Source organism: Nisaea sediminum (assembly GCF_014904705.1).
Taxonomy (GTDB): Bacteria; Pseudomonadota; Alphaproteobacteria; order Thalassobaculales; family Thalassobaculaceae; genus Nisaea; species Nisaea sediminum.
Window position 1 is genome coordinate 17,491 of sequence record NZ_JACZCQ010000001.1, and the last position, 21,915, is coordinate 39,405.

Annotated in this window: 22 protein-coding genes and 1 tRNA gene; 16 read left to right on the plus strand and 7 right to left on the minus strand. The window is 65.0% G+C overall.

Annotation, left to right across the window (positions count from 1 at the left end):
* The first annotated feature begins 1 nt into the window (after position 1).
* From IG122_RS00090 to katG, 6 genes are all read left to right on the plus strand, one after another.
* Positions 2-1,135: an extracellular solute-binding protein gene (locus IG122_RS00090; RefSeq protein ID WP_193179322.1), complete on the plus strand. Its 1,134-nt coding sequence runs from the start codon at positions 2-4 to the stop codon at positions 1,133-1,135.
* 80 nt (positions 1,136-1,215) lie between these two features.
* Positions 1,216-2,058 (plus strand): ABC transporter permease, encoded by an 843-nt coding sequence (locus IG122_RS00095; RefSeq protein ID WP_193179330.1) that lies wholly within the window; start codon positions 1,216-1,218, stop codon positions 2,056-2,058.
* Entirely contained in the window at positions 2,058-2,837 is a 780-nt protein-coding gene (locus tag IG122_RS00100; protein WP_193179331.1) for an ABC transporter permease, read from the plus strand. The genes IG122_RS00095 and IG122_RS00100 overlap by 1 nt, the downstream gene beginning before the upstream one ends.
* A gap of 121 nt (positions 2,838-2,958) precedes the next feature.
* The gene (locus IG122_RS00105) at positions 2,959-3,720 is read left to right on the plus strand and encodes a DUF1028 domain-containing protein (RefSeq protein WP_193179333.1); all 762 of its coding nucleotides are present in this window, start codon (positions 2,959-2,961) and stop codon (positions 3,718-3,720) included.
* A 5-nt stretch (positions 3,721-3,725) separates the two neighbouring features.
* Positions 3,726-5,018 (plus strand): NAD(P)/FAD-dependent oxidoreductase, encoded by a 1,293-nt coding sequence (locus IG122_RS00110; RefSeq protein WP_193179339.1) that lies wholly within the window; start codon positions 3,726-3,728, stop codon positions 5,016-5,018.
* 193 nt (positions 5,019-5,211) lie between these two features.
* Positions 5,212-7,365: a catalase/peroxidase HPI gene (gene katG / locus IG122_RS00115; protein ID WP_226893231.1), complete on the plus strand. Its 2,154-nt coding sequence runs from the start codon at positions 5,212-5,214 to the stop codon at positions 7,363-7,365.
* Between the two features lie 68 nt (positions 7,366-7,433).
* On the opposite strand, the gene IG122_RS00120 is transcribed toward katG, so the two are convergent.
* The gene (locus IG122_RS00120) at positions 7,434-8,372 is read right to left on the minus strand and encodes a LysR family transcriptional regulator (RefSeq protein ID WP_193179341.1); all 939 of its coding nucleotides are present in this window, start codon (positions 8,370-8,372) and stop codon (positions 7,434-7,436) included.
* Between the two features lie 107 nt (positions 8,373-8,479).
* On the opposite strand from IG122_RS00120, the gene IG122_RS00125 reads away from it, so the two are divergent.
* Genes IG122_RS00125 through IG122_RS00140 form a run of 4 tightly spaced genes read left to right on the plus strand, consistent with a single transcriptional unit; the run spans position 8,480 to position 11,881 of the window.
* Positions 8,480-9,016 (plus strand): thiamine pyrophosphate-binding protein, encoded by a 537-nt coding sequence (locus IG122_RS00125; RefSeq protein ID WP_193179342.1) that lies wholly within the window; start codon positions 8,480-8,482, stop codon positions 9,014-9,016.
* Complete coding sequence (locus IG122_RS00130) at positions 9,016-9,600, plus strand: thiamine pyrophosphate-dependent enzyme (RefSeq protein WP_193179343.1); 585 nt, start codon at positions 9,016-9,018, stop codon at positions 9,598-9,600. Before IG122_RS00125 ends, IG122_RS00130 begins: the two co-directional genes overlap by 1 nt.
* Before the next feature lie 11 nt (positions 9,601-9,611).
* Positions 9,612-10,769 (plus strand): acyl-CoA dehydrogenase family protein, encoded by a 1,158-nt coding sequence (locus tag IG122_RS00135; protein WP_193179344.1) that lies wholly within the window; start codon positions 9,612-9,614, stop codon positions 10,767-10,769.
* Between the two features lie 8 nt (positions 10,770-10,777).
* Positions 10,778-11,881, plus strand: coding sequence for a CaiB/BaiF CoA transferase family protein (locus tag IG122_RS00140; RefSeq protein WP_193179345.1), 1,104 nt, complete (start codon positions 10,778-10,780; stop codon positions 11,879-11,881).
* Here IG122_RS00140 and IG122_RS00145 read toward each other — a convergent pair.
* Positions 11,874-13,172, minus strand: coding sequence for an MFS transporter (locus IG122_RS00145; protein WP_226893232.1), 1,299 nt, complete (start codon positions 13,170-13,172; stop codon positions 11,874-11,876). The two genes, IG122_RS00140 and IG122_RS00145, sit on opposite strands and share 8 nt — an antisense overlap.
* 159 nt (positions 13,173-13,331) lie before the next feature.
* Between IG122_RS00145 and IG122_RS00150 the strand changes: the two genes are divergently transcribed.
* Complete coding sequence (locus IG122_RS00150; protein ID WP_193179347.1) at positions 13,332-14,222, plus strand: NAD(P)-dependent oxidoreductase; 891 nt, start codon at positions 13,332-13,334, stop codon at positions 14,220-14,222.
* Positions 14,223-14,241: 19 nt separating this feature from the next.
* On the opposite strand, the gene IG122_RS00155 is transcribed toward IG122_RS00150, so the two are convergent.
* Positions 14,242-14,985 carry a calcium-binding protein gene (locus tag IG122_RS00155; protein ID WP_193179348.1) on the minus strand — a complete coding sequence of 248 codons (744 nt, stop codon included), beginning with the start codon at positions 14,983-14,985 and terminating at the stop codon, positions 14,242-14,244.
* A 143-nt stretch (positions 14,986-15,128) separates the two neighbouring features.
* On the opposite strand from IG122_RS00155, the gene IG122_RS00160 reads away from it, so the two are divergent.
* Complete coding sequence (locus tag IG122_RS00160) at positions 15,129-15,662, plus strand: helix-turn-helix transcriptional regulator (RefSeq protein ID WP_193179349.1); 534 nt, start codon at positions 15,129-15,131, stop codon at positions 15,660-15,662.
* 39 nt (positions 15,663-15,701) lie between these two features.
* On the opposite strand, the gene IG122_RS00165 is transcribed toward IG122_RS00160, so the two are convergent.
* The 4 genes from IG122_RS00165 to IG122_RS00180 form a co-directional block, all read right to left on the minus strand.
* Positions 15,702-15,778, minus strand: a tRNA-Arg gene (locus IG122_RS00165).
* A 91-nt stretch (positions 15,779-15,869) separates the two neighbouring features.
* Positions 15,870-16,370, minus strand: coding sequence for a DUF4405 domain-containing protein (locus IG122_RS00170; RefSeq protein ID WP_193179350.1), 501 nt, complete (start codon positions 16,368-16,370; stop codon positions 15,870-15,872).
* Positions 16,371-16,525: 155 nt separating this feature from the next.
* Positions 16,526-16,915: a ParB N-terminal domain-containing protein gene (locus IG122_RS00175; protein WP_193179351.1), complete on the minus strand. Its 390-nt coding sequence runs from the start codon at positions 16,913-16,915 to the stop codon at positions 16,526-16,528.
* Positions 16,916-17,103: 188 nt separating this feature from the next.
* Complete coding sequence (locus IG122_RS00180; RefSeq protein ID WP_226893233.1) at positions 17,104-17,922, minus strand: formate/nitrite transporter family protein; 819 nt, start codon at positions 17,920-17,922, stop codon at positions 17,104-17,106.
* A gap of 144 nt (positions 17,923-18,066) precedes the next feature.
* Here IG122_RS00180 and IG122_RS00185 point away from each other — a divergent pair, with 144 nt between their 5' ends.
* The 4 genes from IG122_RS00185 to fliG all read left to right on the plus strand — a co-directional run bounded on the left by IG122_RS00185 (position 18,067) and on the right by fliG (position 21,905).
* Complete coding sequence (locus IG122_RS00185) at positions 18,067-18,870, plus strand: 2-keto-4-pentenoate hydratase (RefSeq protein ID WP_193179354.1); 804 nt, start codon at positions 18,067-18,069, stop codon at positions 18,868-18,870.
* Positions 18,867-19,742 (plus strand): DUF547 domain-containing protein, encoded by an 876-nt coding sequence (locus IG122_RS00190; protein WP_193179355.1) that lies wholly within the window; start codon positions 18,867-18,869, stop codon positions 19,740-19,742. Before IG122_RS00185 ends, IG122_RS00190 begins: the two co-directional genes overlap by 4 nt.
* A gap of 227 nt (positions 19,743-19,969) precedes the next feature.
* Positions 19,970-20,782, plus strand: coding sequence for a universal stress protein (locus IG122_RS00195; protein ID WP_193179356.1), 813 nt, complete (start codon positions 19,970-19,972; stop codon positions 20,780-20,782).
* A 100-nt stretch (positions 20,783-20,882) separates the two neighbouring features.
* The gene (fliG, locus tag IG122_RS00200) at positions 20,883-21,905 is read left to right on the plus strand and encodes a flagellar motor switch protein FliG (RefSeq protein ID WP_193179357.1); all 1,023 of its coding nucleotides are present in this window, start codon (positions 20,883-20,885) and stop codon (positions 21,903-21,905) included.
* Positions 21,906-21,915 lie beyond the last annotated feature (10 nt).

The following is a 21,915-nucleotide window of genomic DNA, read 5'->3' on the forward strand; positions in this document are numbered from 1 at the left end:
AATGACTGAAACAACCGATTTCGAAGCCAAGGCGGACATCGCGGAGATCGCGGTCGAACGCTACAAGCAGGGTCTCTTGACCCGACGCGGCTTCATCGCCGCCATGGGTGCCCTCGGCATTCTGCCGGCGCTCGGCGCCAAGGCGATGGCGAATACCAAGGAAATCATCGTCGTGAACTGGGGCGGTGCGGCCAAGGACATCCTCCAGGAAGTCATGTGCGACACCTACACCAAGGAAACCGGCATCAAGGTGACGGTCGACGGCTCCGGCCCGTCCGCCGGCAAGATCCGGGCGATGGTCGAAAGCGGCGCGGTGGTCTGGGATCTCTGCGACAGCGGCGCCGGCTCGGCGATTATCCTGGAGCAGCAGGGCGTCACCCAGGCGATCGACTACAGCATCGTCGACAAGAGCAAGGTGCTCGACGGCGGGATCTACAACAACGGCGTCGCCAACTACGTCTATTCCTATGTCCTCGCCTCCAACCCGAAGCTGCTCGGCGGCAACGTCCCGCAGAGCTGGGTGGATGTTTGGAACACGAAGGACTTCCCGGGCATGCGCACGTTCCGCAAGTCGGTCCGCGGCATGCTGGAAAGCGCGACCATGTCCATGGGCGTCGCGCCGAAGGACGTCTATGAGGCGCTCGGCACCGACGATGGCATCAAGGCCGCGATCGACCGTTTCCGCCAGCTCCGCGAGCACGTCATCGTCTGGGGCTCCGGCAGTGACAGCCAGAACCTGTTCCTGCAGGAAGAGGTCACGATGGGCAACATCTGGTCGACCCGAGCCCACCTGCTGAAGGACCAGATGGACAAGGACTCCTTCACCGTCACCTTCAACGGCGGTGTCGTGGCGCCCGGTATCTGGGTGGTGCCGAAGAACAACCCGGTCGGCACCGAAGAGGTGATGAAGTTCATCGCCCATGCCCAGACGCCGGAACTTCAGGTGCAGTGGCTTGAGAAGATTGGATGCGGCCCGGCGAACCCGGCGGCAGCCGCACTGGTGCCGGCGGACTTCCAGAGTTGGAACCCGTCCAGCCCCGAGAATCTGGCAACGCAGATCATGTACAACGACGCATGGTACGCGAAGAACCAGATTGCCGCCGAAGAACTCTATGTGGACGCGCTGATCAACTGATCGGCCGTCAAGTGCGGGACGGCAGACCCCCTCGCTGCCGTCCCGCCCTTCCCGAACAGATTTCTCCCTCCGGAGCCGACATGCCCCGCCTGACCGACAAGGCCCGTTACTGGATGCTGGTGCTGCCCGCTCTGGCGATCATGATCATCTTCTACATCCTGCCGGTGCTCGGCATCTGGGAGATCTCCGTCACCGAACCGGATTTCGGATTCGGCAATTACGTGAAGATGACGGAGTCCAACGCCGTCAAGACGAGCTTCATCCTGACCTTCCGGGTCGCCGCGATCACCACGATCGGTTGTCTGCTGCTCGGCTATATCGTCGCCTACACGATTTCCAATTTCGCCAGCCGCCTGACCCCGCTGATGGTCGCGCTGGTGCTGCTTCCCTTCTGGGTTTCGGTGCTGATCCGCTCCTTCAGCTGGATCGTGCTGCTCGGCCGCTCCGGCCTCGTCAACGACACGCTCCGGGATGTCGGGCTGATCACCAGCCCGCTTCGTCTCATGCATAACGAGACCGGCGTGCTGATCGCGATGATCCACGTCATGCTGCCCTTCGCCGTGCTGCCGATGCTGGCCAACATGCGCGGCATCTCGCGCTCCTATACGGACGCCGCCCGCGGCCTCGGCGCCAGCGAATGGACCGCGTTCCGTTCCGTCTATTTCCCACAGACGCTGCCCGGCGTCTTTTCCGGCGCGCTGCTGGTCTTCGTGCTCTCGCTCGGCTTCTTCGTGACGCCGGCCCTGCTCGGCGGCGGCCGTGTGCTGATGATCTCGGAATACATCACCTACCAGATCCAGGAATTCCTCGCCTGGGGGCTCGGTTCCGCGCTCTCTGTCGCGTTGCTGATCGCGACGGCGCTGGTGCTGCTGGTGGCGGCGCGCTTCGTGAACCTGAAATCCGCCCTGCTGGAACGCCACTGATGAAGACCTCGACCTTCCGCATCTTCTTCAACACCGGCGCCTGGCTCGTGCTCGCATTCCTTGTGCTGCCGCTGCTCGTGGTCGTGCCGGTGTCGCTCACCGACACCAGCTATATCGGCCTGCCGAAAGAGCATCTCTCGCTGCAGCACTACGAGTCCTATTTCACCTCGCCGGAATGGCTGCACGCGACCTGGACCAGCATCTGGGTCGGCCTTGCCGTCGCCGCGGCCGCGACCGTTCTCGGCACCGCGTTCTCCATCGGCTGCTGGTTCCTCTCGGACCGGGCGGCGACCATCGCGCGCTGGGTTCTGATCACGCCGATCCTGGTGCCGCCGGTCGTGCAGTCGCTCGGCTTCTACCGCTTCTGGGTCAAGCTGGACCTGATCGACACCTATACCGGGGTCATTCTGGCGCACACGCTGCTGGCGCTGCCCTACGTCTCGATCTCCGTTTTCGCGGCACTCGCCAATCTCGACCGGCGGATTCCGCAGGCCGCCCGCAGCCTCGGCGCTTCTGTCTGGCAGACGGTGACGAACGTCGTCGTGCCGGCGGCCCGCCCGGGCATGCTGACCGGCGCTGTCTTCGCCTTCATCGTCAGTTTCGACGAGATCGTCGGGGTGCTGTTCATTACCGTACGCGCGGTGAACACGCTCCCGAAAGTGATCTGGGAAGGCATCCAGGAGAATATCGATCCGACCATCGCCGCCGTCTCGACCTTCCTCGTCATGATCACGCTGGCGGCAACCGCCGTTGTGGTGCTGCGCCGACGGATCGCATGAGCCGGTTCGGCAGATTTCGCGCTTCGGAAGTGCCGATGCGTGACAAGCCCGATCGCTTCGCCGACAAACGACACGCGCCGTCCGGTTCGATGCCGGACAAGTGGGGCGCAGGGAGAGAAACATGACCTTTTCGATCATCGGCCGCTGCGAGCGCACGGGTGCCTACGGCGCGGCGATCACGACCTCCGATCTCGCGGTCGGCTCGCGCTGCGTCCGGCTCGCGCACGGGCGCGGTGCCATGCTCTCCCAGCACCGCACCGACAGCCGGCTCGGCGATCTCGGGATCTCGATGCTGGCCGAAGGCGAGTCCGCCGACCGTGTGGTCGCCAAGGTCTGCGCCTCGACGGCCGATATCGAGTGGCGGCAGATCGGCGCGCTCGACAGCGAGGGGCGCGCCGCCTTCTATCACGGCCGGCGGATGTACTCGATCTATGCTCATGCGGCGGGCCGCAACTGCCTTGCGCTCGGCAACATTCTCGACAATCCGGACGTGCCCCAGCGCATGGTCGAGGCCTTCTCCCGCGATCCCGCGGCCCCGCTTGCGGAGAAACTCACGTCGGCGCTCGAGGCGGGACGGGATGCGGGCGGGGAAATCCTCGGACCGCTGCGCTCGGCGGCGCTCAAGGTTTCCGGAGACTACAAGATCGATACCTACGATCTCAGGATCGATATTTCCGGCACGGATGCGGTTGCCGATCTGCGCGCGCTCTACGAATCCTACAAGAACCGCGAGGACACGATCCGCAACGTCGCTCTCCGGCCGGACACCATGCCGGTGATGCGGAGCCTGTTCGATGCCAGCATCGCGCGGATCGAGGAACTCGGTCTGCAGGACCGCTTCCCCACGGCGCGGAACCGGGAAAGCTGGACGGTGAAAGGCTGACGGCCATGGTCAAGCACGGAGTCTACTGGAACGAAGCGGGGGCGCCGGAACTTGACGCGCCGGCCGTGGAACTGCCGCGGGAAATCGACGTGGCGGTGGTCGGTGGCGGCTATACCGGGCTCTCGACCGCAATCCATCTCGCGCGCGGCGGCCGATCGGTGGCTCTGTTCGAGGCCGGGCAGATCGGGCATGGCTGCTCGTCGCGCAACGGCGGGATGGTCGGGCCGAGCTTCCACAAGCTCGGCATGACCGGGCTGACGGCCAAGTACGGCGATACGAAAGCCTACGCGATCATGCAGGAGGGGATGAACGCGCTCGATCACTTCGAGGCCTTCGTTGCCGCGGAGAAGCTCGAGTGCGACCTGCAGATGCGCGGGCGGTTCCGCGGCGCGCGGACTTTGGCGGACTACGACGCGATGGCGCGGGAATGCGAGCGTCTGAACAAGGCGGTTGGTCTACCGTACGAGATGATTTCCGCCGCGGACCAGCGCGCCGAGATCGGTTCGGATTTCTATCGCGGCGGTGTGGTCTATCTGCGCGACGGCGGGATCCAGCCGCGCAAACTGGTTGTCGCGCTGGCCGCCAAAGCGCTCGAAGCGGGCGTGCTGTTGTTTCCGGAAACGCCTGTCACTGGCATCCGGCGGGACGGCGAGGGAAGTGAGCTCAGATGCGGTGGCGCGACGGTCCGTGCGCGTGACGTCGTGGTCGCGACCAATGCCTATGCCGACCGTCGCACCGATGCGATGCACAGCCGTGTCGTGCAAATCGAAACCGGTGCTGTCGCCACTGAGGAGATTCCCGGGGCGCTGATGGCCGAACTTTCGCCGAAAGGTCGCATGTTCGGCGAGTCCGGACGGATTTTCATGTGGTACCGGCCGACCTCCGACGGCAGGCGCTTCATCTTCGGTGGCCGCATGGGCGGCCCCGGCTGCAGCGCGGAGGAGCGGGCGGCCGCGACGAAGAAGGCGATCGCCCGGGTCTTCCCGCAGCTTGCGGGTATCGACATCAGCCATGCCTGGTCGGGCGACGTCGCCTACACGCCGGACCACGCGCCGCATCTCGGCTTCGAGGACGGTGTCTGGCTCGCCGGCGGCTATTGCGGCTCCGGCGTCACCCGCAGCCTCTATTTCGGCACCAAACTTGCGCGCCGCATTCTCGGCGAGAAGGACGCGGAAACCGCTTTCGACGATTTGCCTTTCGGCAAGGTGCCGTTCAAGCCGTTCTCTCGCCTCGCAGCCGAGCTCATGACCCGCTGGTGGTCCTGGCAGGACGCGCAGGACCTGCGCCGGCGCGGCTGAGCAACGCGAGCCGACCGCACACATCCAGCCGCAATTGCTCGGCAGCGCGCGCCTGAATTCTGAGCCAGTTCAGAATCTTTCTAAAAAGTGACTCATCCCTCTTGCGCTCGGCTGTGAAAAGCGCATTTTAGAATGATTATAATTCGCGCTCACTCCCCGTGGGCAGTATTCGGACCAAATGGGAGGGTCTCCAATGAACGAGATGAAAACCTGCCCCGTGATGCACGGCGGCAATACCGAGTCGAGCATGTCGCCGACCGAGTGGTGGCCGAAGACGCTGAACCTGGACATCCTCCATCAGCACGACACGAAGTCCAACCCGCTGGGCAAGGATTTCAACTATCGTGAGGAGCTGAAGAAGCTCGACATCGCGGCGCTGAAAAAAGACATGCACGCGCTGATGACCGAGAGCCAGGACTGGTGGCCGGCCGACTGGGGCCACTATGGCGGCCTGATGATCCGTCTCGCCTGGCACTCCGCGGGTTCCTACCGCCTGGCCGACGGCCGCGGCGGCGCCGGTACCGGCAACATCCGCTTCGCGCCGCTGAACTCCTGGCCGGACAATGCGAGCCTCGACAAGGCGCGCCGTCTGCTCTGGCCGCTGAAGAAGAAGTACGGCAACAAGGTCAGCTGGGCGGATCTCTACATTCTCGCCGGCACCATCGCCTACGAGTCGATGGGCCTGAAGACCTTCGGCTTCGGCTTCGGCCGAGAGGACATCTGGCATCCGGAAAAGGACGTCTACTGGGGCGCCGAGAAGGAATGGCTGGCGCCGAGCGACACCCGCTACGGCAGCGTCGACAAGCCGTCGACCATGGAAAATCCGCTGGCCGCGGTGCAGATGGGCCTGATCTACGTGAACCCGGAAGGTGTGAACGGCAAGCCGGATCCGCTGAAGACCGCCGCCCAGGTGCGCGAGACCTTCGCCCGCATGGCGATGAACGACGAGGAAACCGTCGCGCTCACCGTCGGCGGTCACACCGTCGGCAAGGCGCATGGTGCCGGTGACGCCGGCGCGCTCGGCGCCGAGCCGGAAGCGGCGGGCCTCGAGGAGCAGGGCTTCGGCTGGACCAACCCGAAAGGCACCGCGAAGGCCAACATGGCCATCACCAGCGGCATCGAGGGCGCCTGGACCGCGAACCCGACCACGTGGGACAACGGCTATCTGCACCTGCTGCTGAACTACGAGTGGGAGCTCACCAAGAGCCCGGCCGGCGCCAACCAGTGGCAACCGATCGGCATCAAGGACGAAGACATGCCGGTCGACGCGTCCGATCCGTCGGTGCGCAAGATGCCGATGATGACCGACGCCGACATGGCGATGAAGATGGATCCGGAATACCGGAAGATTTCCGAGAAGTTCTACAAGGACTTCGACTATTTCTCGGATTGCTTCGCCCGCGCCTGGTTCAAGCTGACCCACCGCGACATGGGCCCGAAAGCCCGCTACTTCGGTCCGGACGTGCCGTCCGAAGAGCTGGTCTGGATGGATCCGGTTCCCGAGGGTTCGAAGAATTACGACGTGGGTGCGGTCAAGGCGAAGATCGCCGCCAGCGGTCTTTCCATGGGCGAGATGGTCGCCACCGCCTGGGACAGCGCCCGGACCTACCGCGGCTCCGACATGCGGGGCGGCACCGACGGTGCCCGCATCCGCCTCGCGCCGCAGAAGGACTGGGACGGCAACGAGCCGAAGCGCCTGGAAAAGGTGCTCTCCGTGCTCGGGCCGATCGCCAAGGACGCGGGCGCCAGCCTCGCCGACGTGATCGTCCTTGCCGGTAACGTCGGCGTCGAGCAGGCGATCAAGGCCGCCGGCTTCAACGTCGCGGTGCCGTTCACCCCGGGCCGCGGCGACGCGACCGATGCGCAGACCGATGCCGACTCCTTCGACATGATGGAGCCGCTCGCGGACGGTTTCCGGAACTGGCAGAAGGCCGAATATGTGGTCAGCCCGGAAGAGATCATGCTCGACCGTGCGCAGCTCATGGGCCTGACCGGCCCGGAGATGACCTGCCTCGTCGGCGGCATGCGGATGATGGGCACCAACCACGGCGGCACCAAGCACGGCGTCTTCACCGACAAGGAAGGCGCGCTGACGACCGACTTCTTCGTCAATCTCTGCGACATGGCCTACAAGTGGGTCCCGAAGGGCAAGACCTACGAGATCCAGGACCGGAAGACCGGCGCGGTGAAGTGGACGGCGACCCGTATGGATCTCGTCTTCGGCTCCAACTCGATCCTCCGTGCCTATGCCGAGGTCTATGCCCAGGACGACAACAAGGAGAAGTTCGTGAAGGACTTCGTCGCCGCCTGGACCAAGGTGATGGACGCAGGCCGCTTCGACATCTGATAGCGGTCTGACATCTATAGGGGACGGCCCGTATAGGGGACGGCCCGGCCATTTCGGCCGGGCCGTTTCTATTTGGAGGCAGTGCCGTCGAAAAGCAGGCTGCCTTCCCAGACGCCTTGCCGGACCATAGCGGCGGTCTCGGCCTTCAACGTGTTGGCGAAGATGCGGACCGCGTTGGTTTCCGGGCGGGCGAGAGAGCGGACCAGCACCATCTTGCGGGTCACGGTCGGTGCGCGGATCGCGATGGCGGCGAGTTCTCCCGCCTCGACCTGAACATGCACCGCCGCCAGCGGCAGCACCGTGTAGCCGAGGCCTCGGATCACAAGGTCCTTCAGTGTCTGCAGTGCATCTGCCTCGACGATGACTCGGAGCGCGATATCGTGCTCGCGAGCCGCTGCCTCCAGCAGTTTGCGCAATCCGTGGCGCGGGCCGGGCAGGATCAGCGGCTTGCCGGCAAGGGAGCGGAAATCGGCCGGTTCCGTGGTTGCGGCGTCCGGCGGGCCGATCAGGTAGAGCGTTTCCTCGATCAGCGGTTCGGAGCGGACGTTCAGCACCGCGCCGGTTTCGTACATCACCGCGAGGTCGGCCTCGCCGCGCTGGATCATGTCGAGCAGGTAGCCGCTGAAGGCGGGAACGATGCGCAGCGTGACTTCGGGATAGTCGGTCAGAAAGCGTTCCGCGAGATGCCCGGCGATGACCTCGCCGACGGTCGGCGGCACGCCGAGACTGACGGTGCCCTTGACCGCGTTGGCGTCGGCGGAGATCGCGGCGCGGGTATCTTCGACCATCCTCAGGATCGCCGTCGCCCGGTCGGCCAGCAACTCGCCGGACGGGGTCGGCATCATGCCGCGGCCGTGGCGGGTGAAGAGCGGAACCGAGAGCTCCTCCTCCAGTAGGCGGATCTGCCGCCCCAGCGCTGGCTGGGCAATGTTGAGCCGTTCGGCCGCCCGGCTGAGGCTGCCGGTCTCGGCCACGGTGAGGAAGGTGCGCAACTGCTTCAGATCCATAATTTATATAATCACGGCATATCTGAAGAAGAAATATGCTTCTCGTATTTTGCTCGGGTGAGCGCTACGCACTCCGGACCGCAAACGATCGCGTCCGGGGAGGCGAGATGAGTGCAGTTCCGGCCGAAAAGGCCCCGTCCTGGCAGGACCAGATCCTGCCGATCCTGAAAAGCTTCGATGTCCGTCATCTGGTCTATGTGCCCGATGCGGGCCATGCCGCCGCGATCCGCGCCGCCGAACTCGACAACGGCATCGTCTCCCTCGCGCTGACCACCGAGGAGGAGGGCATCGGCTACCTGCTCGGCGCCCATCTCGGCGGCGAGCGGGGCGCGCTGCTGATGCAGTCAAGCGGCGTCGGCAATTGCCTCAACACCCTCGCGTTGCAGACCATGACGCGCTTTCCGCTCCTGATGCTGGTGACCATGCGCGGCGACTGGGCCGAGTTCAATCCGTGGCAGAACCCGATGGGGCAGGCGACCGAGGCGGCGCTGAAGCTGATGGGCGTGCGCACCTGGCGCGCGGACCGGCCGGAAGACGTGCCGCATCTGGTGCATGGCGCGGCCACGATGGCCTTCAACGGGGACGAGGCCTGCGCCGTGCTGCTCGGCCAGAGCCTCATCGGCGAGAAGAAGTGGGTGAAGTGATGAGCAAGCAACTCCTCGACCGCCGCGCCGCCACGGCGGCTCTCCTGCAGGATCGCGGCGACCTCCTCGTCGTCACCGGCCTCGGTTCGCCGAGCTACGATGCCATGGCCGCCGGCGATAGCGACCTGAACTACTATCTCTGGGCCGCCATGGGCAGCGCCGCGACGGTCGGTTTCGGCCTCGCCATGACCCAGCGCGACAGGCCGGTGCTGGTGCTGACCGGCGACGGCGAGATGCTGATGGGCCTCGGCGCGCTCGCCTCGATCGGCCAGAAGCTGCCGCCGAACCTCACCATCGCGGTGCTCGACAACGGGCATTACGGCGAGACCGGCATGCAGAAGAGCCATACCGGCAACGGGCTGGAGCTCGCGCGCTTCGCCGAGGCGGCCAATTTCCCCTGGACCCGGGTGATTGAGGACATGGACGGCGTCGCCGATCTGCGCGCCCGTATCCATGACAAGGCCGGGACGTCCTTCGCGGCGCTCAAGATCGCGGCGGACGAACTGCCGCGTGCCCTGCCGCCACGCGACGCCGTTCATGTGAGGAACCGTTTCCGGGCCGCGCTCGGCCATTCCACGATCTGAGAGGAACAGCCATGTCTGCCGCCAACGATTATCAGGACATCCGCGACGCCGTGCGCGCGCTCTGCGCCGAGTTCCCGCCGGAATATCACCGCGAGGTCGACGAGAAGCGCGGCTATCCGGAGGAATTCGTCGACGCCCTGACCAAGGCCGGCTGGCTCGCCGCCATGATCCCCGAGGAATATGGGGGGTCGGGCCTCGGCCTCACCGAAGCCTCCATCATCATGGAGGAGATCAACCGGGCAGGCGGCAATTCCGGCGCCTGCCACGGCCAGATGTACAATATGGGCACGCTGCTCCGGCACGGCTCGGACGCGCAGAAGCAGCTCTACCTGCCGAAGATCGCGAGCGGCGAGCTTCGCCTGCAGTCCATGGGCGTGACCGAGCCGACCACGGGCACCGACACCACCAAGCTGAAGACCAGGGCGGAGCGCAAGGGCGACCGCTATGTGGTGAACGGACAGAAGGTCTGGATCTCCCGCATCCAGCATTCCGACCTGATGATCCTCTTGGCGCGGACGACACCGCTTGAAGAGGTGAAGAAGAAGTCGGAAGGCATGTCGATCTTCATCGTCGATTTGCATCAGGCGATCGGCAACGGCATGTCCGTCCGCCCGATCCCGAACATGGTCAATCACGAGACCAACGAGCTCTTCTTCGACAATCTCGAGATCCCGGCGGAGAACCTGATCGGCGAGGAGGGTAAGGGCTTCAAGTACATCCTCGACGGCCTCAATGCCGAGCGCACCCTGATCGCCGCCGAATGCATCGGCGACGGCTACTGGTTCGTCGACAAGGCGGCGGCCTATGCCAAGGACCGCGTCGTCTTCGGCCGGCCGATCGGGCAGAACCAGGGCGTGCAGTTCCCGCTCGCCGAGGCGCATATCGAGATCGAGGCGGCGAACCTGATGCGCTACGAGGCCTGCCGCCTGTTTGATGCGCACCAGCCCTGCGGCGCGCAGGCCAACATGGCCAAATACCTCGCCGCCAAGGCCTCCTGGGAGGCGGGGAACGCCTGCCTACAGACCCATGGCGGCTTCGGCTTCGCCTGCGAATACGATGTCGAGCGGAAGTTCCGGGAGACCCGGCTCTACCAGGTTGCGCCGATCTCCACCAACCTGATCCTGAGCTACGTCGCCGAGCATATCCTCGGCCTGCCGCGCTCCTTCTGAGGCCCGCCATGACGCTTCCCCTGAAAGGCCTGACCGTGCTCGCGCTGGAGCAGGCGGTCGCGGCGCCGTTCTGTACCTCGCGGCTCGCCGATGCCGGCGCGCGGGTGATCAAGATCGAGCGGCCGGAGGGCGATTTCGCCCGGGGTTATGACGATGTCGCAAAGGGCCAGAGCAGCTATTTCGTCTGGCTCAACCGGGGCAAGGAGTCGGTGGTGCTCAACCTCGCGTCGGACGAGGGCAAGGCAGCGTTCCGCGAGCTTGTCGCCGAAGCGGACGTTTTGGTGCAGAACCTGAAGCCGGGCGCACTTGCGCGGCTCGGCTTTCCGGTGGAGGAGCTGCGGAAGACCTATCCGAAGCTGATCACGCTCTCGATCAGTGGCTATGGAGACGAGGGGCCGCTCGCCGCGCGCAAGGCCTACGATCTGCTGATCCAGGCGGAATCCGGCCTTTGCTCGATCACCGGCGGGCCCGAGGAACCGGCGCGGGTCGGTGTCTCCATCGTCGATATAGCCACGGGCCAGACTGCACATGCCGCAGTGCTCGAAGCGCTGATCGCCCGCTCGATCTCGGGCGAGGGAGCGGACATCCGGGTCTCCATGTTTGACGTGATGGCGGACTGGATGACGGTGCCGCTCCTGAACCACGAGGGCGGCAAGTCCCCGAAACGGCTCGGCCTCCGGCACCCGTCCATCGCGCCCTACGGCGTCTTCCCGACGGCGGACGGGCCCTCGGTGCTGATTTCGATCCAGAGCGAACGGGAATGGGCGGTGCTTTGCCGCAAGGTTCTGGAAGACGAGAGCGCGATCACCGATCCGCGCTTCTCAACCAACGTGGCCCGGGTGCAGAACCGGGCGGAAACGGACGCCCTGGTCGGCGGCGTGTTCGGAAAATTGCCGGTCGAGGCTCTGGAAGCGAAACTCGACGCGGCCGACATCGCCTTCGCGCGGGTCAATGACACCGGCGCGCTCTCGAGCCATCCGCATCTCCGACGCATCACGGTGGAGACGCCGAACGGCCCGGTTGCCTACCCTGCGCCCGCCGCGATCTTCGTCGGTGAACCGCGCCGTTACGGTCCGGTGCCGGCGGTTGGAGAGACGCCCGAGACTATCTGAGAGGAGATCTGCTGCGGTCCGGCATGAGCAAAAGGGCAAGGACCGCGGCGAGGGCGGCCGCACCGAGATAGAGCGCGCCTGCCGTTGCCAGCCCGCTGAACGCAATCAGGGCTGTCGCGATCATCGGGGTCAGTCCCCCGAAGACGCCCATACCGAGATTGAAGGCGACGGAATAGCCGGAAAGCCGGTCCTCTTCCGGAAACAGCTCGACGAACAGGGCCGGGCCCGAGCCGAGCGGAACGGCAAGCAGGGTGAAGGCCACCAGGTGGGCCGTGATCACGGACGTCATCGATCCGCCGGAGAGCAGCATCCATTCGTGCAGCGGCCAGGCCACGAGTGCCAGGAGCAGGACCGATATCGCAATCAGTGTTCGCCGCGGTACCCACCGGTCTCCGACGATGGCGAAGAGCGGCATCAGGGGGATCACCAGGAGCGTCATCGCCGTGTTGATGGTGAGCGACGTTGCGCGCTCCATCAGCCCCTGGCGGGACAGCCATTCCGGCAGATACACGAAGGCGAGATAGTAGCAGGTGCCGTAGCCCGCGGCGAAGGCGAGCGCCAGAAGGGTCTCGCGCCGGTTCGTGGTGAAGGCCTCGAGAAGGGGGGAGGTTTCCGAACGGCCACTGTCATGCTCTTCGAAATGCCGGGACTCGTGCAGGTTCCGGCGTAGAAGGATGGCAGATGCGCCGAGTATCGCCCCGGCGAAGAAAGGCAGGCGCCAGGCCCAGTCCGCGACGGTTTCCGGAGCGAACAGGCTCGTGGTCAGCGCTGCCGCACCGACCCCGAGGAGCGAGCCTGTCATTGAGCCGATGTTGGCCCAGCTACCGGTGAGCCCCCGTTCGCCGGCCGGTGCGGTTTCGACCAGGTAGGTCGCCGAGGAGGAAAATTCGCCGCCGACAGACAGTCCCTGAAGTAGCCGGACAAGGACCAGAAGCGCCGGGGCAAGCAATCCGGCCGTTTCGTAGGACGGCAGGACGCCGAGCAAGAGCGTCGGCAAAACCATCATGGTGACCGAGATCTGCATCGTCCGCGCCCGGCCGAAACGGTCGCCGAACCAGCCGAAGACGGCTGCGCCGAGCGGGCGCATGAGGAAGCCCGCGGCAAAAATGCCGTAGGTCGCGATCAGGCCCGCCGTCCGGTCGTGCTCGGGAAAGAAGACAGGCGCTATGATTCCCGCGAGATAGCCGTAGAGCGCGAAATCGTACCACTCGATCACGTTGCCGGCGAACCCGGCCATGATCCGGTGGCGAAGCTCCGGCGGATGGGTCACGGGCATTTCCGCTGCGGACATGAAGCTCACTCTTTGACGTAACGGCGGAAGGATCAGGTTCGCGCATTGCGCTGGGCATGACCAGAGATAGGACCGGTCGGCGCATGATGCATCATGACGGGATGTCGCGGAGGGGCCGAGCCGCTAAGCTGTCGCAAAATCATTCACGGGGGGAACGGCATGAGCGGCAAAGTGCGCGTGGGCTTCATCGGCGCCGGGCTGATGGGGCACGGGATGGCGAAGAATCTGGTCGAGAAGGGCTTCCCTCTGACGGTCATGGGAAACCGCAATCGCCAGCCCATCGATCATCTTGTCTCGCTCGGGGCGACGGAGGCGAAGACGCCCCGCGCCGTCGCCGAGGCCTCCGACATCGTCTTTCTCTGCCTGCCGAACTCGACGGTGGTGGACAAGGTCGTGCTCGGCCCGGACGGGATCGCCGAGGGTGCGCGCGAGGGCCTGATCGTCGCGGACTCGACGACCGCCGACCCGACGGAGACCAAACGCATCGGCGCGGCGCTGGCGGAGAAAGGTGTCCTGATGCTCGACACGCCGCTCACCATGACCCCGAAAGAGGCCGAGGCCGGGACGCTGAACGTGCTGGTCGGCGGACCGGCCGAGGTTCTGGAAAAAGTGCGCCCGGCCATCGCCTGTTTCGGCAGGAACATCTTCCATGTCGGCCCGCTCGGCGCCGCGCACAGCCTGAAGCTGATCAACAATTTCATGTCCATGAGCATGGTCGCGCTCTTCGCCGAGGCGGTGACGACGGCGCGCAAGGCCGGCGTCAGCGTCGAGGGCCTGCACGAGCTGATCTCAGCCGGCGCGCTCAACAACCCGCTCTTCCAGAAGGTTATGGACTGGCCGCTGAAGGGCGACGCGGGCGGGCTGCAGTTCGCCATCGAGAACGCGCTGAAGGATGTCTCCTATTACAACCGCGTCGCCGCAGACGCGGGCGCGACGGCCCCGATCGGCGCGACCGTGCAGCAGATCTATGCCCTCGCCAATGCCCAGGGCGAGGGCAAGACCCATGTGCCGAAACTGATGGACGTGCTGAGCCGCCTGAACGGTCTTTGAACCGCGAGGCGGGCGCCGCTCAGACCAGCAGGAAGTCGGAGGCGCTGAGGTTCGCCGGCGCGACCCCGATCAGCGTCACCGTATTGCCGTCGCCGAGGCTGACGACGGCGTCGCCCGTTTCCGTCTGGGACGCGTTCCGGAGCAGATCTTCGGCCGAGGTCTGGGCCTGGTCCGGCGTGCGGACCCAGACGATCTTGTCGCCTTCGGCGGCATTGAAATCGAAGATGGTGTCGTTGCCGGAACGGCCCGAAAAGGTGAAGATATCCGCTCCTGCGCCGCCGACCAGGAGGTCGTTGCCGACACCGCCGTTCAGCGTATCGGCGCCGTCACCGCCGGAGATCGTGTCCTGGTCGCGTCCGCCGTGGATCCAGTCGTTTCCGGCGTCGCCGATCAGGTTGTCATTGCCGAAATTTCCGTAGATCACGTCGTTGCCGGCGCCGCCTTCGGCGATATCGTCGTGCTGCCCGGTGAAGATGACGTCGTCGCCCTCCTCGCCGAAGACGTGGTCGTTGCCCCGGTTGCCGTAGATCAGGTCGCTGCCGTCCATCCCATGGATGCTGTCGTCGCCGTCGAGGCCGCTGAGCTCGTCATGTCCGTCATGGCCGGAGATGTCGTCGTCGTCGAGGCCGTGTCGGTCGTCGCCGTGGTCGTCGTCGCGATCATCATAATGATCCTCATCCCGATCATCATGGTCGTCATGCTCGTCGCTGTCTTCGAAACGGGACCGGTAGAGCTCGTCTTCATATTGTTCGTAGCCGGACATGGCGTTCTCCTCTCGTCGGGTCATCTGTTCTCGATGCTGGGAGAAACATGCGTCGTTATGTCCGGCGCCTCTATTGGACGAGGGTTTGTTCGCGGCGCTTTCCGGGGGCATAATCCAAAGTCGTATGACCGACGGAGGATGCCTTGCAGACTGCGGAAATAGGTAGATCGCAGCCGCGCACCGCCGCGGTGCTCGTCGGTGCCGCAAGCCTGCTGCTCTGCATGCTGTTCTTTGCGTTCGATGTTGTCTGGGATCTCTGGGAGCATCTGGGGGCCGGCAGCGGATACGGCGCCGGGGAGTCCGTGCATCTGGTGTTCGAGATCCTCGCGGTCGCCGGCCTCGGCTACGGGGCCTGGCTGCTTCGCGGCTACGTCGCCTTCCTGCGCCGCGAGACCGACCGTAACCAGCAAACCATCGCCTCGCTCAGGGGCAGTTTCGAGCAGGTCCTGACCGAAAAGTTCGACGGCTGGAACCTGACGCCCGCCGAGAAGGACGTGACGCTCTTGATCATCAAGGGGCTCAGCATCAACGATATCGCGAGCGCGCGGAACACCGCCCCCGGAACGGTGAAGGCCCAGTCCTCCTCGATCTTCCGCAAGATCGGCGTCTCGTCCCGCACCGAGCTGATGAGCAGCGTGCTGGACGAGTTCATCGACGTCTCGAACGTGGAGACGTGAGGAGCGGTCTGGACTGACAGGCGCGAAGCGGCGGGAAACTGGCGACCCCGACAGGATTCGAACCTGTGACCTACAGATTAGGAATCTGTTGCTCTATCCTGCTGAGCTACGGGGTCGCACCGGACGAAGTGATACAGGACCGTCGCGGACTTGCCAATGGCTTGCGGCAGCCTTCGAGGCCGGTGTCCGGGCTGTCCGCAATGCCCGTTACTTGCCAGTCATCAGGGCGAATAGAAGCCGGTTCGCCTCGCTTCCCGCATCGGCGGCGATTTGAGAGAGCGTCGCGCCGTCGGATGCGGCTTTGAAGCCGTCGCTCTCCAGCCGGGCGCGCAAGGCTTGTGGCGTTGTCTTCAGGACCGGTGCCAGGTCGGAGAGCGGTGCTTCGGTCAGCAGGGAGACCGCTTTGAAGGCGGGATTGCCGCCGCTCGCGTTTCCGGTCAGTGCCGGTACGGCGAACGGTACCGCGACGGCGACCGACAGGGCGAGCGGAATGGTCAGGGCTCCACGCCGCACATAGGCGGCGAATGCCGGCCAGTTCTTCCAGAGATGCAGGCCGAACGGAAGCAGAAGGGCGATGCTGAGCCATTCGTGCATGCCGTGGAACGCCGCCGGTGCCCAGTGAAAGAAGAGAGCGATGCCGGAAACGGCGGAAACCGCGAAAAGTCCGGTGGTCAGCGGCGTCGCATAGCGGTTGAAGAGGGGTGTCACGGGGAGTCTCCTGAAAACCGGGGGGTGAGGAGCGGCGTCTCGTGCGCTCCTCGACAGACATGAATATAACGGATCCAAGAGAGTGTATCCGTCGCGGTGATCGTCATTTTTCGGAGAACGAGGACTGACCACCTGTTGCGGAAAGTTCGTGAGGTTTATTCCGCGGGAGCCCGGCTGCCGGGGACATCGATCTGATCGAGCGGGCCCGGCGTCACCAGGCAGCTGATGTAATGCACCTTTTCCCGGAACAGGTTGGAAAGCCATTCCTCGGCCACCTTGCGGGCCGCCGACAGACGGTGGCCGCCGTCGATCAGGACGAAGCTGTCGTCGAGATAGAAGATCCGGAGCGGGTCGGAGGAGGCGTAGCCGTGATCGCGAATCGCATGTACGAGGCGCCAGAAGCGGTCGTTCTGCCGGTCCGTGCCGCGATCGTCGTTGATCAGGTGCAGCTTCTGGATCTGGTCGAGCGTAAGGTCCACTTCCGCGAAGCCCTGCTCGCGAAGCTGTTTCTTGATCGATTTCTTGACCTTGCCCTTGATGACCATATCCGCCGGTCCTGAAGCCTCACAGGAATCGTTGCACATCAACGCTATTAACTTAGGTTCGAACGAATTCGGTTTCCAGTAAAAAATGCGCACTGGTTGCGCTTTATTTTTGCGTCCGCCGCGTCCGGCGGAGCGGCGCGGTCGCCCCATGCCTCTGAAAAACTACCGCAAAGGTAGTCGGCGACGCCTTACGGGCGGCGATAGATCATCCAGTAGATGAAGGCGACGAAGCCCCCTCCGCCGACCATGTTGCCAAGCGTGACGGGCAGGATGTTGCCCGCGATTCGCGCCAGCGTGGCCTCCGGAACGCCTGAAAACGCGGCAATCGGCAGAAAGTACATGTTGGCGATCGAGTGTTCGAGACCGATCGCGACGAAGGCGCTGATCGGGAACAGGATGGCGGAAATCTTCCCCGGCACGGAGCGCGCCGCGACGCAGAGCCAGACCGCGAGACAAACCAGAACGTTGCAGAGCAGGCCGCGCCAGAAGTTTTGTTCGAACGAAAGTTCGAATTTGCCAATCGCGATGCGCGTCGCGGTCTCCAGCACCGCCCCGCCGCCGATCTCCAGCACCCCTGCGCGCCAGGCGATGAGAGCGGTGGCGACCGCGCCGACCAGATTTCCGAGATAGACCAGCACCCAGTTGCGGACGAGGGCGGAGGCGCTGACCTTGCCGTCGACCCAGGCCATGACCATCAGGCTGTTGCCGGTAAAGAGCTCGGCCCCGCCGACCACGACCAGAACGAGCCCGAGGGAGAAGGCGAGACCGCCGAGGAGCCGGGTCGGCCCGAGACCGAGATCGCTGCCCGTCACGGTCACGGTGAAGACCATGGCGCCGAAGGAAATGAAGGCACCGGCGAGGATGGCGAGAAGCAGGATCTTCAGAGCCGGGAGGTGGGCCTTGCCGACGCCGGAGGTCTCGACGAGTTCGGCGATCCTTGCCGGCGTGTGGGCCTCGAAGGCCGACGGGCGCGCACCCGGCCGGGATTCCTCTTGCGTCATTTTCATTCCCCCCAATCCAGGCATCCGGACATCGTTTCCCTTGGCGATAGACTGACATGACCGCCCCGCGGGTCAAGCGGCGGCCGGGCTTGTGGGGCGCTTGCGGATCGGAGAGACTGCCGCCACGCAAGCGCGATGGAGGAACCGAACATGACCGGCGGGACTATTGAAAAGGAACGGGCGATCGCCCGGCAACTGCTTGCGGAACACGCATCCCGGACACCTTACCATACGCTGACGGGCGACCTGGCGCTTGCGAACATGGCGGAGGCCTACCGGGCGCAACAGGCTTTCATCGCCCAGCGCCGCGCTGACAAGGGAGTCGGGATCGCCGGCTACAAGATCGCTCTGACCTCCAAGGCGATGCAGGACTTCGTCGGCGTCGGCCATCCGCTGCTCGGTGCTATTTTCGAGGACACGGTGAGCGCCTCTCCGGCGGACATATCTCTCGCCGATTTTCAGCGCGTCGGCATCGAGTTCGAATTGGCGCTCAGGCTCGGACGCGACGTACCCGCGGCGCCGGCGCCCTATGACGCCGAAAGTATCGCTGCCTTCGTCGACGCGGTGATTCCCGCCTTCGAACTGGTCGAGGACCGAAACGCGGTCTACGAGAATTTCGATGCTCTCTCCCTTGTCGCTGACAATGCCTGGAGCGCGGGCGTGGTTCTCGGGACCCCGGTCGGCGATTGGCGCGCCCTCGATCTCGCCGCCACACCGGCGCGGCTGGAGGCGAACGGCGAGGTGGAGACAGCAACGACCGGAGCCGCGCTCGGCAATCCGCTGAACGCGCTGGCGTGGGCGGCGAACGAGCTCGGCGCGCAGGGGCGGCCGCTTTCGGCCGGCATGATCGTGATGACCGGTTCGACCATGAAGACGCGATTCCCGGCCGCAGGAGACGCGTTCCATTACGGGATCGAGGGAGTGGGCGAGGTCCGGCTGTCCATCCTGCCATGACCCGATCTCCCGCACCGGCGCGCCGCCAGGTGCTGGCGGGTCTGATGACGGCGGTTGCGCTCGGCGGCTGCTCAGGTCTGGGTGCCTACCGGGAGGACACGCCCTTCCGGCCGGGCCCGGTACGGCCGCTCGAACACTGGAAGGCCTTCAGTCCCGGCTCGCAGCGTCTGGTCGATCACAGTCTCTGGAACCGTTTCCTCAGGACCTACCGGCGGCTCCGCTCCGACCGGGTGCCGCTGCTGCCCTACGGCGAGGTGGCGAGCGCCGAACTGGAGCTGCTCGACGAATATCTCTCGCAGCTCGCGGCGACACCGGTACGCAGCCTCGACCGGCCGGAGCAGTACGCCTTCTGGCTGAACCTCCACAATGCGCTGGTGGTCCGTCTGATCGAGCGGGCCTATCTCGTGCTTTCCATCCGCGACATCGATTTCGGTGACGGCACGCCCTGGAACCGCCCGATCGTTGAGGTCGAGGGGCAGCGCCTCAGCCTCGCCGATATCCGGGATCGGGTCCTGCGCGCCTTTTGGCGGGACGGCCGGTTGCATTACGGTCTCAGCTATGGCGCCATCGGCTCGCCCGGCCTGCTTGGCGAGGCTTTTACTGGGGCCAATGTCGACAGGCTGCTCGACGAGCAGGCACTCGATTTCGTCAATCATCCGCGTGGCGTCTGGGTCGATGGCAACAGAGCGGTGCTGTCCGCCATCTACGACTGGTATGCCGAGGACTTCGGCGGCTCGCGGGCGGCGATACTGGCGCACCTGAAGCTCTACGCGCTGCCGGGCCTGAGGCCGTTGCTGCGTGAGGACCTCGCCCTCGACTATGCGTTCGACTGGTCGCTCAACGACGCGACCGGCAGCCTCGGGAAGATTTGAGTTCTCGATCCTTCCCGGAACCTTCGGCGGAGCCTCCGCGTTGATCTGTCACGGCGGCGGAGAGAACATATCGTCAGTCCGGGTTTGATCTTGCCGCCGCAATCGGGTTGAGTGGTGCTCTTTCCAACGGGGACGAAATTCTGTCCCGCCCTCGCTCTTGACGCGCTAGTGTCTTTCAAAAGGCATCACCGCCGCAGCACAACCGGTCTGGCAAGGAGACGCATGCAATGAAACAAGTCCTTCTCCCGTTCGGGTCTGACAATGCCGATGTCACGCCGGTCGCGGCCGCCGCGCAGTTCGCGAGCCGGTTCGACGGCAAGGTCACGGCCCTGTTCTATCCGCGGCTGCCGGATCCGGTGATCGTCGATCCGATGAGCGGCGGCGTCGTCTCCTACGAGGGAATCGACGAGGAGGTCGCGGCGCAGCGCGAGCAGGCGCAGGGCCAGTTCGCCGCCCTGAAGGACGGGCTCGCGGCGGATCTCGCGGCCCGGATCTCGGTCGACATGCAGCGCCTGTCGAACTGGCGTCAGATCGGCGAGGAATCGCGGGTCTTCGATCTCACCGTGGTGGCGCGGGCGAGCAAGAGCCCGCACTGGCAGACCCTGTTCGAGATGGCGCTGTTCGAGGGCGGCCGGCCGGTGATGCTGGTGCCGGAAGGCTGGAGCAAGCCGTTCGGCGACACGGTGGTCATCGCCTGGAACCGCAGCACCGAGACGGCGCGTCTGATCGGCCAGAGCCTGGGCGCGCTCAAGGCGGCGAAGTCCGTGCATATCGTCGAGCTGGAAGGCTGGTACACGGCCGGGCCGGACGGCAAGGCGCTGCAGGCCTACTTTGCCGGCCACGGCATCGAGGCCCAGCACCACAAGGCCGACGCCCCGAACGGACCGGGCGCGAAGATGGTGGAACTGTCGCGCGATCTCGGCGCCGATCTGATGCTGAAGGGGGCCTACACGCAAAGCCGCCTGACACAGCTGATCTTTGGTGGCGCCACCCGTCAGGTGCTCGAGCAATCGGACATCCCCGTCATCTTCGCTCATTGATCCGCGGGCAGCCGTGCGGTCAGAGCCGGGCTTTGATGCTTCGCTCAGATTTGTTATTATTAACCAAATGCATGGGTTGATCTGAGAGAGGGCTCCCACCATGGGCATGCGGGTCCGTGAGGATTACCGGGGCATTACCGGACCGGAGAAGGCCGCGATCCTTCTGATGTCGCTTGGGGAAGACCAGGCGGCGAAGATTTTTGCTCTGCTCGACGACGAGGAGATCAAGGAAGTCTCGCAGGTGATGGCCGGGCTCGGCACGGTCAGCTCCAATATCGTCGAGCGGCTGTTCGTCGAGTTCGCCGAGCAGGTCTCCTCCACCGGCTCCCTCGTGGGCTCCATGGATTCGACCGAGCGGCTGCTGACCAAGGTGCTTGGCGGCGACCGCGTCAACGAGATCATGGAGGAAATCCGCGGTCCGGCCGGCCGCACCATGTGGGACAAGCTCGCCAATGTGAACGAGCAGGTCCTCGCGAATTACCTGAAGAACGAATATCCGCAGACCGTCGCGGTCATTCTCGGCAAGATCGGCCAGGCCCATGCCGGCAAGGTGCTCTCGATCCTGCCGGAGAACTTCGCCATGGAAGTGGTCATGCGCATGCTGCGCATGGAGGCCGTGAACAAGGAGATCGAGAAGGACGTGGAGCGGGTGCTGCGCACCGAGTTCATGTCGAACCTCGCCCGCACCAACCGTCGCGACGCGCACGAGATGATGGCGGAGATCTTCAACAACCTCGACCGGGCGACGGAGAGCCGGTTCCTCTCGGCGCTGGAAGAGCGCAACAAGGACAGCGCGGAGAAGATCCGCAGCCTGATGTTCACCTTCGAGGATCTGGCGCGGATCGATCCGGCAGGTGTGCAGACGCTGCTCAGGGCCGTCGACAAGGACAAGCTGACGATCGCGCTGAAGGGCGCGTCGGAGGAGCTGAAGGATCTGTTCTTCTCCAACATGTCGGAACGTGCGGCGAAGCTGCTGCGCGAGGACATGCAGTCGCTCGGCCCGATGCGGCTGAAGGACGTGGAGGAGGCGCAGACCGCGATGGTCACGGCGGCGAAGGATCTGGCGGACCGCGGCGAACTCGTGATCGGCGGCTCCGGCGGCGACGACCAGCTGGTATACTGAACCGGCAACG